This window comes from Actinomyces oris (assembly GCF_001937665.1).
GTDB lineage: Bacteria > Actinomycetota > Actinomycetes > Actinomycetales > Actinomycetaceae > Actinomyces > Actinomyces stomatis.
Genome location: NZ_MSKL01000028.1, coordinates 1 through 12,853 on the forward strand (window position 1 = coordinate 1; position 12,853 = coordinate 12,853).

Annotated in this window: 12 protein-coding genes; 6 read left to right on the top strand and 6 right to left on the bottom strand. The window is 68.8% G+C overall.

Features of this window, described 5'->3' with window-relative positions:
• The first annotated feature begins 264 nt into the window (after positions 1-264).
• The 3 genes from BKH28_RS11030 (at position 265) to BKH28_RS11040 (ending at position 3,192) form a co-directional block, all read left to right on the top strand.
• A complete protein-coding gene (locus tag BKH28_RS11030; RefSeq protein WP_075418850.1) occupies positions 265-1,371 on the top strand; it encodes an NADH:flavin oxidoreductase/NADH oxidase in 1,107 nt (368 codons plus the stop codon).
• Positions 1,372-1,507: 136 nt separating this feature from the next.
• Complete coding sequence (locus BKH28_RS11035) at positions 1,508-1,843, top strand: winged helix-turn-helix transcriptional regulator (protein WP_009394986.1); 336 nt, start codon at positions 1,508-1,510, stop codon at positions 1,841-1,843.
• A 308-nt stretch (positions 1,844-2,151) separates the two neighbouring features.
• Positions 2,152-3,192, top strand: a complete 1,041-nt coding sequence (locus tag BKH28_RS11040; RefSeq protein ID WP_075418851.1) for a zinc-binding alcohol dehydrogenase family protein — start codon at positions 2,152-2,154, stop codon at positions 3,190-3,192.
• A 49-nt stretch (positions 3,193-3,241) separates the two neighbouring features.
• On the opposite strand, the gene BKH28_RS11045 is transcribed toward BKH28_RS11040, so the two are convergent.
• Both BKH28_RS11045 and BKH28_RS11050 read right to left on the bottom strand, forming a co-directional pair.
• Positions 3,242-3,697, bottom strand: a complete 456-nt coding sequence (locus BKH28_RS11045) for a YchJ family protein (RefSeq protein WP_075418852.1) — start codon at positions 3,695-3,697, stop codon at positions 3,242-3,244.
• A 2-nt stretch (positions 3,698-3,699) separates the two neighbouring features.
• Positions 3,700-5,070: a M18 family aminopeptidase gene (locus BKH28_RS11050; protein ID WP_178388874.1), complete on the bottom strand. Its 1,371-nt coding sequence runs from the start codon at positions 5,068-5,070 to the stop codon at positions 3,700-3,702.
• A gap of 84 nt (positions 5,071-5,154) precedes the next feature.
• On the opposite strand from BKH28_RS11050, the gene BKH28_RS11055 reads away from it, so the two are divergent.
• Together BKH28_RS11055 and BKH28_RS11060 are read left to right on the top strand one after the other, a co-directional pair.
• A complete protein-coding gene (locus tag BKH28_RS11055; RefSeq protein WP_075418853.1) occupies positions 5,155-5,808 on the top strand; it encodes an HAD-IA family hydrolase in 654 nt (217 codons plus the stop codon).
• Positions 5,809-5,904: 96 nt separating this feature from the next.
• Complete coding sequence (locus BKH28_RS11060; protein WP_075418854.1) at positions 5,905-6,492, top strand: GtrA family protein; 588 nt, start codon at positions 5,905-5,907, stop codon at positions 6,490-6,492.
• Between the two features lie 40 nt (positions 6,493-6,532).
• Here the strand turns inward: BKH28_RS11060 and BKH28_RS11065 are convergent, their stop codons facing one another.
• Complete coding sequence (locus BKH28_RS11065; RefSeq protein WP_075418878.1) at positions 6,533-7,252, bottom strand: peptidyl-tRNA hydrolase; 720 nt, start codon at positions 7,250-7,252, stop codon at positions 6,533-6,535.
• 370 nt (positions 7,253-7,622) lie between these two features.
• Here BKH28_RS11065 and BKH28_RS11070 point away from each other — a divergent pair, with 370 nt between their 5' ends.
• On the top strand, positions 7,623-8,906 hold the full coding sequence (locus tag BKH28_RS11070; protein ID WP_075418855.1) for a M48 family metallopeptidase: 1,284 nt from the start codon (positions 7,623-7,625) through the stop codon (positions 8,904-8,906).
• 155 nt (positions 8,907-9,061) lie between these two features.
• On the opposite strand, the gene BKH28_RS11075 is transcribed toward BKH28_RS11070, so the two are convergent.
• From BKH28_RS11075 to BKH28_RS11085, 3 genes are all read right to left on the bottom strand, one after another.
• Entirely contained in the window at positions 9,062-10,420 is a 1,359-nt protein-coding gene (locus BKH28_RS11075) for a PAS domain-containing protein (protein WP_075418856.1), read from the bottom strand.
• A 565-nt stretch (positions 10,421-10,985) separates the two neighbouring features.
• A complete protein-coding gene (locus tag BKH28_RS11080) occupies positions 10,986-11,966 on the bottom strand; it encodes an arsenic resistance protein (RefSeq protein ID WP_075418857.1) in 981 nt (326 codons plus the stop codon).
• A gap of 48 nt (positions 11,967-12,014) precedes the next feature.
• Positions 12,015-12,845 carry an LLM class flavin-dependent oxidoreductase gene (locus BKH28_RS11085; protein WP_075418858.1) on the bottom strand — a complete coding sequence of 277 codons (831 nt, stop codon included), beginning with the start codon at positions 12,843-12,845 and terminating at the stop codon, positions 12,015-12,017.
• Positions 12,846-12,853 lie beyond the last annotated feature (8 nt).

Genomic DNA, 12,853 nt, shown 5'->3' on the forward strand with positions numbered 1-12,853 from the left:
GAGACGGGGACGGGCCGTAGAACACGATCGGAGACGGGGACGGGACGTAAAACAGGGTCGGAGACGGGGACGGGCCGTAGAACACGATCGGAGACGGGGACGGGACGTAAAACAGGGTCGGAGACGGGGACGGGCCGTAGAACACGATCGGAGACGGGGACGGGACGCGGGCTCACGCCCGGGAGCCTATGGGTTCCATGGCGCCATCGCACGGGTGATTCCCGCCCCATGTCGGCCGAGCGGTCGGGAGAGTAGCGTGAGGTCATGACTACCTCCAGCGCGCTGCGCATCCTTGAGCCGATGACCATGCGCGGGCTGACTGCCCGCAACCGCCTGTGGCTGCCGCCGATGTGCATGTACTCGGTCGAGGCGCGGGACGGCGTCGTCACCGACTGGCACGTGGTCCACTACGCCAGCCGCGCGGTGGGCGGCTTCGGCACGATCGTTGTGGAGGCCACGGCGGTCACCCCTGAGGGGCGTCTGTCCCCCAACGACCTGGGGCTGTGGTCCGACGAGCAGGTCGCCGGCCAGCGCCGCCTGGTGGAGGCGATTCACGCCGGCGGGGCCCTGGCCGGTATTCAGATCGGGCACGGCGGGCGCAAGTCGGGGACCCGGCCGTGGCGACCCAAGGTGGAGGGTGCGCGCACCGGCACCCTGGAGGGCTGGGAGCTGCTGGCCCCCAGCTCGATCCCCTTTCCGGAGCACGCGGTTCCCGCCGAGCTGGACGAGGCCGGTATCCGCCGGATCGTGGAGGCCTTTGCAGCGGCCGCGCGCCGCGCCGTCGAGGCCGGGTACGACGTCATCGAGATCCACGGCGCCCACGGCTACCTCATCCACGAGTTCCGCTCTGCCCTGTCCAACCAGCGCACCGACTCCTACGGCGGAAGCGTTGAGAACCGTCAGCGCTTCCCGCTCGAGGTGGTGCGGGCCGTGCGCGAGGCCATCGGGCCGGACACGCTGCTCGATATCCGGCTGTCGGCCTCGGACTGGGCCGGGGGCGGCGTCACTGGTGAGGAGACCGCCGCCTTCAGCCGCGAGCTGGTGAAGGCCGGTGTCGACGTCCTGCACATCTCCAGCGGCGGTAACGTCCCGGCCGAGATCCCGGTGGGGCCCGGCTACCAGCTGCCGCTGGCCGAGCAGGTCAAGCAGGCGGTCGCCGGCAGCGACGTCCCGGTGGTGGGCGTGGGCCTCATCGAGGAGGCGGCCCAGGCCGAGCAGGCGCTCATCGCCGGGCAGGCCGACGCGATCGCCGTGGGCCGGGCCGCCCTGCGCGACCCCTACCTGCCGCTGCGCTGGGCGGCCGACCTGGGGGCGCGCTCCTGGGACGAGGCCCCCTGGCCCATCCAGTACTGGCGCGGCACCTGGCGCTGAGCAGAGCCCGGCCACCCTCAGCCATTACTATCTCCTGGGAAGTCCTCAGTCGCATGCGACGTATCCATCCTCTGGAGGTAGATCCTTGGGCAGCAGCCATTCGACGGCACCCAGCGCGCAAAGGCACCGCGGGGACGTGTACTCCTCCCAGTGCCCGTGCCGCGATCTTCTTGACGTCGTGGCCAACAAGTGGTCCGCTCTGGCCATCGGCGCACTGGCCGAGGGGCCGTTGCGCTTCGGGGCGCTGCAACGGCGCCTTCAAGGCATCTCGCCGAAGGTACTGACCGCCACGCTGCGCCGGCTGGAGGACCACGGGCTCGTGCACCGAGAGGTGATCCCGGAGGTTCCTCTTCACGTGGAGTACTCCCTGACGGAGGTCGGCCGGAGCGCCGTCGAACCGGTATTCGCACTTCGGGAATGGGCCGAGTCCCGATACGCGCATGCGCTGACTCACGTGAGGTCGATCCCCTAGGTCGTGTTGCGGCGTGAAGGCGGTCCCGGGGCTATGACCCGGGGAGTCGCCAATGCGCGCAGTTCGGCGGGAACGCGCCTCAGTCCTCGACCTCGGACTTTGAGGGTGCAGCGGGGCCTACGGTGCACCCACGAGTCCCTGGGCATCCGGACGCCATCACGGCCGGCGCACCGGCACTCCACTATCTTCTTGATAGTAGAGGTCATTGCGGGTAACCACTTTCTTCCTACTACGGTCTGTGCCCGTTGACGGTGCACCTCCGTCGAACCTGGTACAAGCCGATGAGCAAAAAGAGCAAGGAGCTATCGATGCCCTCAAGCAGCCCTGACACCCGAAGTACCATGACCGCTGTCGTCACTCGATCCGGAGGCTCGGTGGACGCCCCGGATGCCCTGATCGATGCCACCGTCCCCGCCCCGGCGGCCCCCACTGGCCACGACATCCTCGTGGAGGTTAAGGCACTGTCCGTCAACCCCGTTGACGTCAAAGTGCGCGCCGCCCTCAACCACGCCGGCGGCGAGGAACGCATCCTGGGATGGGATGCAGCGGGAACGGTCATCGCGGTCGGTGAGCAGACCACTCTCTTCCAACCGGGCGATGACGTCTACTACGCCGGAGCACTGGAGCGTCCCGGCTCCTACGGACGGCTGCAGCTCGTGGACGAACGCATCGTCGGACCGAAGCCGAGCTCGTTGGACTACGCGAGTGCCGCGGCGCTGCCCCTGACCTCCCTCACCGCGTGGGAGGCGCTTTTCGACAAGCTCCACTTGAGCAGGAACTCCACAGGCACGATCCTCGTGCTGGGAGCCGCAGGAGGGGTGGGATCCATGGTGATCCAGCTGACCAAGGCCCTCACCGATGTCTCCGTCATCGCCACCGCCTCACGTGAGGAGTCCCGCGACTGGGTCCGGTCGCTGGGTGCCGACGCAGTGGTGGACCACTTCGCCGAGGACCTTGCCCAGCAGATCCTCGCCATCGCACCGGATGGCGTCGACTATGTCTTCACCCCACAGAGTCGAGGGCGCGTGCCGCTGCTGACCACAGTGGTTCGTCCTTTCGGGGAGATCGTCGCCATCGACGACGAGCGAGACCTGGACCTGTACGCGCTCAAGGACAAGGCCATCTCCTGGCACTGGGAGTTCATGTTCGCCCGGCCCAGGCACGGCTACGACCTCATCACCCAGCACCGCATCCTCTCCACCGTCGCCGAGCTCATCGACAGTGGAAGAATCCGTGGCACTGCGTCCCAGACGCTCACGCCTCGCAATGCTGCCCAGATACGGGAAGCTCACCGCCTCATCGAGAGCGGGCGCACAGTGGGGAAGATCGTCGTGGCCGACGCCGGCTGAGTCGACCGAATCGGGACCGAACGGGGCTTCGATCGCCGTACGCGGTGGACTACCCGACGGCGTCGAGGTAGAGCCAGCGGCCGGCGCGGCGGGTGAAGCGGGAGCGCTCGCACAGGGCGTCGTCCACCACTCCCCCGCGCCCGTCGCCGGTGCGGTAGGTGGCGGTGAACTCCACAATGCCGGTCTCGTCGTCCGCCCCGCCATCGACGGTCTCGTGGATGGTCAGTCCCATCCACCGGGTCCCGGGATGGCAGTAGGGCCCCTCGGGACGGGTGCGTGGGTGCCAGGTGCGGAAGAGGTAGTCCTCGTCGCCGACGACGAAGGCCGTGTAGCGCGAGCGCATGAGGGCCTGGGCCGTGGGCGCTGGGGCGCCGTCGTGGAACGGCTCGCAGCACTGGGCGTAGGTTCCCCCGCTGCCGCAGGGGCAGGGGGCGGCGCCGTGTACGCCCGCAGCGCGGATCGGCGAGTCCGGCTGGGTCCTGCGGCCCGCTCGCTCCCCCGCCATGCTCAGGCCCCCTGCCAGTAGGCGTGCAGGGCCTGGGCGAGCCAGGGGCCATCCTTGACGCCGCACATCTCGCGGGCCGAGTGCATGCTCAGCAGGGGCACGCCCACGTCGACCGTGGTGACGCCGAGGCGGGTGGCGGTGATGGGGCCGATGGTGGACCCGCAGGGCACGGCGTTGTTGGAGACGAAGTCCTGGCTGGGCACGCCCGCGGCGGCGCAGGCCCGCGCCCAGATCGCGGCCCCCACGGCGTCGGTGGCGTAGCGCTGCTGGGCGTTGATCTTGAGCAGGGGGCCGTGGTTGATGAGCGGCTGGACGGCCGGGTCGTGCAGGTGAGCGTAGGCGGGGTGAACGGAGTGCCCGGCGTCGGCGCTCACGCAGGTCGAGCGCGACAGGAGGGCATCGACGGCGTCGCCCTTGATCCCTAGGGCCGCGGCCAGGCGCCGCAGCAGCGTCTCAAGGAAGGGGCCGCCCGCCCCGGAGCGGGTGTCCGAGCCGACCTCCTCGTGGTCGAAGGCGACCATGATGACGGGTTCGGCCGGCTCGGCCCCGGTGGCCGCGAGCGCCTCGAGCGCGACCAGTCCGGCGTGGACGGAGGAGAGGTTGTCCAGGCGGGAGGAGGCCAGGAACTCCCCGTCCCGGCCGAAGCGGGTCGGTGCCTGGGTGGGGTAGGTCAGGACGTCGTGGCCGGCGAGCTCGACCGCGTCGATGCCGGCGATCTCGCACAGGTGGGTCTCAACGGCGTCGGGGGCGGCGTCGGGGCCGGCCAGTGACCACAGGGGCAGCAGGTGGGTCTGGCGGTCCAGGTGAAGGGTGTCGTTGACGCTGCGGTCCAGGTGCGGGGCGATCTGGCAGACACGGGCGATGGGGCCGGTGCGCACGAGGTGGACGGCGCCGTCGCGAGTGGTCAGGCGCCCGGCCAGGCCCAGCTCGCGGTCGAGGAAGGAGGCGAGCAGGGGGCCGCCGTAGACCTCGGCGTTGATGAGCTGCCATCCGGAGCGGACGAGGGCGGCCCCGGGCTTGAGCTTGAGGGCCGGGGAGTCGGTGTGGGCGCCGACGATGCGCAGGCCCGTCCCCGAGGCGAGTGTCTCGGGCAGCACCCAGGCGGCGATGGCGCCGTCGCGGATGACGTAGCCGCGGCGCGGCAGGCCGTCCTCCCAGGAGACGGTCTCGTCGGCGCGGGTGAAGCCGGCCGCCTCCAGGCGGCGGGCTACCTCGGCGGCGGCGTGGTAGGAGCTGGGCGAGGCGGTGACGAAGTCGATGAGCGAGTCGGTGTAGGCGTCGTTGTCGTGCAGGATCGCGCCGGCATCGGTGGCGAGGACGCCTGAACAGAGGTGGGGCGGGGCACTGGCGGGTGTGCTGGCGGCATCAGTCATGGCCCCAGTCTTCCACCCGGTGCGCCGCATGCCCCGACCGACCTCCCGGCCGAAATCCACCGTGGGGTAGGGCAGAATCGGGGCGTGAGCATCTCTCAGCCGGTCATCCCGCCCGCCTCGTCCTCTCCCGTCCACGCCGTCCTGCTCGATGCCGACGGCGTTCTTCAGCTCATCGGCACCCCGTGGGGCGAGGCGCTGACACGAGGCGGCGGACCCGCCTTCGCCCAGGCCATGATCGATGGTGAGACCGACGCCCTGACAGGCCGGGAGACCCTGACCGAGCTGCTGGAGCGGGTGGTGAAGAACCTGGAGCTGGAGCTGCGCACATCGGACCTGTTGGAGATGTGGCACCGGGCCACACCCGACCCTCTGGCCTGGCAGCTGGTGGGGGATCTGCGCGAGGCGGGCTACACAACAGTCCTGGCCACCAATCAGCAGTGGGAGCGTCGGGCCTGGATGCGCGAACAGCTGGGCTATGACGGCCTGTGCGACATCGACGGCTACTCCTGCACGCTGGGGGTGGCCAAGCCGGATGCCGCCTACTTCCAGCGGCTGCTGGAGCTCGCAGGGGTGGAGGCGGATCAGGCTCTGTTCGTCGATGACAGCGCCACCAACATCACCGCGGCCCGTAAGGTGGGCTTGCGCACTATCCACCACCCGGCCGACGCCGGCGGCGAGCTCCTGCGCCGCGAGGTCGCCCAGGCCCTGATGCCGGCTACCTCTGCGTCACAAGGATGAGCCGGCGGGCCACCGTTCCTCCTTTCGGAACTTGCCCAACCGACGAGGGCGGGGAAGACTCGCCCTGACAGGAGCGTTCACAGGGAAGGACACCTCATGGCAGGAACCGCGACGGACGACCGGACCCCCGGGACCACCACCGCTGAAGCCGCTGCGTCCACCGTCGAGTCCTCCGCCTCCACGGCCCGCCGGGCCCCGGAGGTCTTCCTGCGCCTCATCACGGCGATCCACTCCGTCCTGCCGGGCTTCGTGCGCAGCCGGCTGCCGGTGACCTTCATCGGCTACGCGATCATCAACGGCTCCGCCTTCTTCCTGGACATCACCTGCCTGTGGGTGTTCTACAACCACTTCCACTGGTTCTACCCGGTGGCGGTCACGGTCGGCTACGCCATCGCGGCCGTCTACTCCTTCCTGCTCAACCGGTGGCTGAACTTCCAGGCCCATGGGCACGTCGTCGAGCAGGGGGCGGGCTACATGGCTGGAGTCATCAGCCAGTACGTCATCTTCATCCTGGGCCTGTCCTCGCTGCTGCACTGGTTCGGGGTCAATGCGGAGCTGGCGCGCGTCATCTCAGCCTGCTGCGAGGGCATCTACCTCTACGTGTTCATCCGGCTGTGGGTGTTCCGCGGGGTGCCGGAGCCCGAGCAGGCGCGCAAGTCCGCGGCCTCCTCCGTCGAGGCCTGAGCACCCCGGTCGGAGGCGAGACCGGCGAGGAGGTCGGCGCTCACCAGGAGGCGCGGGTCGTCTCAGTGGGTCCGTCGAGCTCGGTGAAGCCGGCGTCCGTGACGCTGACGGGCCGGGTGGTGGCCTCCCACTGCTCCCGGCTGGGCACGACGACGCGCACCCGGTAGCCGTCATCGGCCCAGGCCCGCCTCAGGGCGGGTGGCATGAGGCTGCTCTCCCAGGCCAGCTGGGCGGCGTGAGCGCACTGGGCGGCCAGCTTGCCCGAGGTCATCTCGTGCAGGGGCGTGGCCTCGATCGTCACCAGAGCCCCGGTGGAGGCCGACGCCGCCGTGAGCGTGATCTCCTCGACCGCAGCGGGGTCCTTGGCGACGCGCGCGGTGATCTCGGCGGGCGGCGGGGGCAGCTCGTCACCGGCCGGGAAGTGGGTGCCCTCCACCTGGGTCTTGGCCAGCGCCCCGGGCAGGGGGCGCACCGGACCGGGGACGAAGGCGCGCGCGGCCGCCTGCCCCCAGCCGGTGGGGCCGTCCTGGGTGACGGTGACGCCGTCGATGCCCTGAACCTCCTCCCAGCGCTTGCCCCGGGCTCGGCGCACGAGCTTGCGGATGCGCCCGTCGCGCCAGTGCTCGACGGCCGGGCTCCACGGTCCGCCGGAGGCGGAGGCGGGCGAGGCAAGGAGTGAGACGACGGCCCGGGCGGCGACCTCGGCGACGTCGATCCGCCGGGGCGGGTGGACCTTGTCGTAGCGCACGGCAATCTGCATGCCCCAGGGCACGGTGTGGTCCAGATTCCCGGATAGAGAGGGCAGAGGCGATGACGGAAGTGACGACGATGACGGTGATGCGGAGTGCGGCACGGGCAGGAGCCTACGGGGTCGTGATTGACGGCGTCAGGCCCCACCTGCACCTCGACTCCTGGAGGACCGTCAGAGCCATGGGAACGGTGGACGGGAATGACCAACGAGCACATTTCCCACCAGATGGAGGATAGGTGACGCATGAAGATCCTCCTGCGGCAGGAGAGGATTCTCAATGCGAGTCGTTTAGGTTGCCGCTATGCAACCACCTGTTCCGTCCACCATTCCCGGTTCTCCGGGCTCGACGCCGTCAGCCGCGCCGGCCTCTCGCCCGCGGATGTTCAACGGCGCAACCGTTCACGGCATCAAGGGAATCCGCGAACTGCGTCACCCTGCCGAGATCCCGCTGCTGATCGCGACGAGCGTGGCGACGGGATTGGCCTATCTGCTGTGGATCGGACTGCTGATCTGGCTGATCGCCGTACCAGAACCGACCGGTCCGGGGGCTCAGGTCCGCGATTTCTTCCTCACCAAGGAGGGCAGCGGCATGCAGTTCCTGCTGCTGGTACCCGCCGTCCCGATCATCCTCTGGGTGGCACGCGCGATGATGTACGCCAAACTCCGCGCAACCGCGGTCCAGATGAGTCCCACCCAGTTCCCGGAGGGCTACCGAATGGTTGTCGAGGCGGCCCGGCAGTTCGGCCTGCGCCGGGTTCCCGATGCCTACGTGGTGATGGGCAACGGTCGGATCAACGCCTTCGCGGCCGGCCACGGCTTCCGGCGTTTCGTGGCCGTCCACTCCGACATGTTCGAGATCGGTGGCCGGATCCGCGATCCCGAGGGGCTGCGCTTCGTCATCGGACACGAGGTCGGGCACCTCGCCGCAGGCCACATCTCCCTCCTGCGTCTGCTGTTCGTCACACTTGGCCGCAACGTTCCATTTCTGGGCAGTGCTCTGAGCCGGTCCCAGGAGTACACAGCGGACAACCACGGCTATGCCTATGCACCTCAGGGCGTGCCCGGACTCGTCGGGGTCCTCTCCGGCGGCAAGTACCTGGGGGCCGAGGTCAACACCCACGCCGTGGCAGATCGCGCCACACGGGAGAAGGGCCTGTGGTTGCACATGTCCGTCTGGCGGTCCTCACACCCAGTCATCACCTGGCGCGCCCACGCCCTGCGCGACCGCAGCCGGCCGGGACGACTCATGATCCGCCCGCCGGCGTCGACCGCCTGGTTCCCGCCCTCGGTCCCCAGCGGCTACGAACGCTCCAGTTCCTGGCCGACGCCGGAGCAGATGCTCGCGGTGCTGGACTCCACTACTACGAGCGTGCCCAGCGAGGAGCAGTTCGGCCGCTACCCGGGCGTGACCTACGAGATTCCCAGTAATGAGCTGCGCTGGGCCTCCCCCGTTCCCGTTCCGGTGAGAACGGAGCCTCTCGGGCAGGCCGCCTTCGGAGCACACCACAGCATGGCCGGTTCCGCCGGGCCTCAGCAGCCCGAGCCCTACGGGTACGCCCCACCAGCAAGTCCCGTGCAGGAACAACGCATGGATGCCCCGGGGGCGGCATCCACTGAGGCAACGATCCAGGAGACTTCGCACTCCGAGACCGACCAGTACTGAGCTCGGTCGGGGGACGGCGAGCCCGCGTCAGCACTCGGTCAGCGCAGTGGCGCCGGTTGGTGAACGGAAGCGTTCACCAACCGGCGCCGTTCTGCACCCGTGCAGTGTTCGTGCTGCGCCCCGCGTACTTCTCCGCACCGGGAGCGCCGGAGGACTCAGCTCGGAGCGACAGCGCTGGCCGCCGTCGTGAAGGATTCCAGGGCGTCCCGAAGGTCCGCGGAGTTGTCGGCGACATGAATGGCCTGGCAGCGGGTGGTGAGCTCGTCGAGCTCGGCCAGGCGACGTCCCACGGACTCGACGACGCCGGAGGCGGCGCTGGAGAGCTCTGCGGCGGTGGCGGGCAGTGCCGGGTCGCTCGACGCGGGAGAACCGGTCCACAGCATGAGGAGCTGGTTCGGGATCGTCATCATGCGGCTGGCCTCGCCGATGTAGGCGACCGCCTGGGCCGCGAGCGCGCTGTGGGCCTGAGCCTGACGCTCCATCTCGGCAATGCCGTCACGAAGCGACTCGATGAGGTCGGGGATGGCCTCCGCCGAGTACTGCAGGTCTCCGGCGCCGTCGATGAGCTCGACGGTGAACAGCGAGGTGATGGTGGCGTGCAGGCGGGCCAGCGCAATGCGGAAGCGGGTCCGGGCGCCATTGGAGTCGAGCTGGGCCAGGGTGTCGACCAGTCGCGCCACGAGGGGGCTGACCAGGCTCTGCATCTGGGTCCACAGGTCCAGCAGGTCGGCCAGGGGCTTGACCCGGGGGTCGGAGCGGTCCAGGGCGGCAATGCGCTCGGCGTTCAGACGAGGGTCCTCCAGGGTTCGGGTCAGCCCCTTCCCCGCAGCCTTGAGGGAGGCGGAGAGCTCGGCAAGCTGCTGCTGACCGGACATCCACGAGTCGAGCCCCGCGGCGATGGTGGTCACCGCCTCGAGCATGACGCGCAGGTCCCCGGTGGCGCCGGGGCGCTCCGGAATCCCCTCGGAGAGCTCCTCACGGCGCGCCACCTCCGCCGGCAGGGCCGTGTTCTGGAACTCCTCGTAGGAGGACAGACCCACCCCGGTCAGCAGCTCAGCGATACGGCCGAGTCCCTCCTCCGCCGCCGCCCGGCGGTTGGCCCCGGCATTGACAGCCTGGTCCTCGATGGCACGAGCGTCGCGGTAGATGTCGCAGGCGGTTTCGAACAGGTCGGAGCACACCGGCCGGGTGCGCACCGAGAGGTAGCCGCCGTCGGACAGCGGGGTGACGGTGGCGAAGACGTCGTACTCACTACCGTCGGCGGCGAGGTTGCGCACGTAGGCGGCGAAGGGACTGCCGGTCTTGAGGGTGTCCCACATGGCTTTGAAGGCTCCACCGGGCATCTCCGGATGGCGGATGATGTTGTGCGGGGCGCCGGAGAGCTCGTCACGCCGGTAGCGCGAGAGCTCAATGAAGACGTTGTTCGAGTGGCGGATGACGCCACGCGCGTCTGTGGTGGAGAAGAAGAGCTGGTCAACCCCCACCTCGTGAATGGCTCCGGTGACCTGCGGCATAGGCAACTGCTCCTTGAAGAGATCGAGGGACGGTGACATCCGGCACGCGGAGCCGGGTAACCACGACCTTCCACCCGTTGATTGACGGTTGGACGGCTGAACAATACACCCCACTTCCGGAACAAGACCTGGAAGGAATCAAAGAAAAGAGATCGCTCACGTGTTTAAAACACATCAGAGATTAATCACATTTACCCCCTCGGAAAAGCACATATCCCGCCTCGGAAAATCAAAAGAAATCCACTGAACGAATTCCCAGAATACTCTCAGGTACATTGAAGCGCTCCCCCAGGAGCAGTGGGTTACATAGTGATCGCCGCCGGACGGAACCGGTCGCGAGGGTTGGGGAGCCCGATGACCGATCGGTTTTCGAGGTCGCCCGGGTTGATAGGGAGCCCGATCGCGAACCGCTCCGGCGAAGGGGGGTGAGTCTCCTCTGGAATATGGGATTCAGAGGCGATACCACCCTCAACGACAGGGGCCTGTGGGGCTCGGAGAAGTCCGAGCCCCACAGGCCGCGTCGTTTTTCGACATCATTGCGTCGGTTTCTTCTCCACACTCCCGTCTATCGAATAAGGCGGGGAAGCAGACGGACACCAATCGCCATGACTACGAGCTCCACCAGGGTCTGAGTCACCACCGCAATCGGTGCCATCCCCATGGAATCGGGCAGCGCCAGAGCCAACGGCAGAACCACCAGCGAGTTACGGGTGGTCCCGGAGAAGGCGAGAGCCAGGCGCTCCTGACGTCCCTGGTGAGCCATGCGCCCAGCAATGTCTCCCACAGCCGGCATAACAAGAGCGAAAGTCACGAAGAGGGGAACAACCCGGGCGACGACGTCGGGCCGGGAGGCGACATGGGGAACCTGGGACGCGACGACGAGTACCAGGGTCGCCATCATGAGCGGAACCATGAGCGCCGTCGTCGCTGAAGCGAGCCGGGCGGCTGACCGGAACCGGGGTGAGGCACGCCGCGTGAGGATCGACAGCCCCATGGGCAGTGCGATCATGAGGACGAAGGCCTGCGCGAAGGGCTGCCAGCTGATACCACCGCCCTGAGCCCCAGGTGAGCCGGTGGCGAAGGCCAGCCACAGTGGCAGGACGAGGGCCTGGATGAGCATGAGAGCCGGAGATGCCGCCAGGATGCACGACCATGCGCCGCCGGCCAGACGGGTGAAGACCATGACGTAGTCGACGCAGGGCGCCAGAAGCACCAGGAGGGTGCCGACCAGGAGCCCCGGCTCATCGGCCACCAGCCGGGACAGGGGCAGGACCACCGCCGGCACCACCAGGAAGTTGACCACCAGAAGCGCCGTCATGAACCGGGCGTCGGCGAAGGCGGCCCGCAGGCGATGGAAGGGGACACCGAGAAAGGTCGCGTACAGCAGTGCGACCAGTGCCGGGGCGATAGCCACCTCAAGAAGGCTGCGGGCTGCAGGAGCGGCCAGCCCCAGGACGGCGCCGGCCACGAGCGCACCCAGGTACAGGACCACCTGGTGGTGCTCCATCCACGCGACCACCGGGGCCTCCTCGCCTGCGTCCTCCATAACGGAACCGTATCGCGACCGGACGGGACGGTAACCGTTGCCGGGCGGCTACGCCTCCAGGGAGTAGCCCGTCACCGGCCCGGCAGTGTTGGGCTGCCAGCCCAGCGCCGGGGCAACGTGCTCAGCGAAGGCCTGAAGGATGTGGAGATTGAAGTCGACGCCGAGCTGACTGGGGATGGTGAGCATGACGGTGTCGGCGGCATGGAGCGCCTCGTCCTGGGTCAGCTGCTCGATGAGGACGTCGGGCTCGGCGGCGTAGGTGCGCCCGAAGGTCGACTGCAGGCCGTCAATGATGCCGATCTGGTCGCGGGAGTCCTCGCCACGCAGGGCGAAGAATCTGCGGTCGACGTCGGAGACGATCGGGAAGATGGAGCGCGAGACGCTCACACGCGGGGTCCAGTCGTGGCCGGCCTCCTTCCACGCCTCGCGGTAGCGGCGGATCTGCTCGGCCTGGAGGTGGGAGAAGCCTTCACCGGTGGCCTCGGTCAGGAGGGTCGAGCTCATGAGGTTGAGTCCCTGACGGGCGGTCCACTCGGCGGTCTCCCGTGAGCCGGCACCCCACCAGAGGCGGCGGTCCACTCCGGGGGCGTGCGGCTCGATGCGCAGACGGGCACCGGCGCCGGCACCCGGGGTCATGCCGCTGCTGGTATCGAGGTCGGCCTGAGGGACGCCCCGGACGGCATCGAGGAACTGAGCGGTGTGGGCGTGAGCGACGTCAGCCCCGCGCGGGTCGACGCCGCCGGTGTAACCGAAGGTCTCCCAGCCACGTACAGCCTGCTCCGGCGAGCCGCGGGAGATGCCGATGGCGATGCGCTGGTCGGTGAGCAGGTCGAGGGCGGCGACCTCCTCAGCCAGGTAGAGAGGGTTCTCGTAGCGCATGTCTGAGT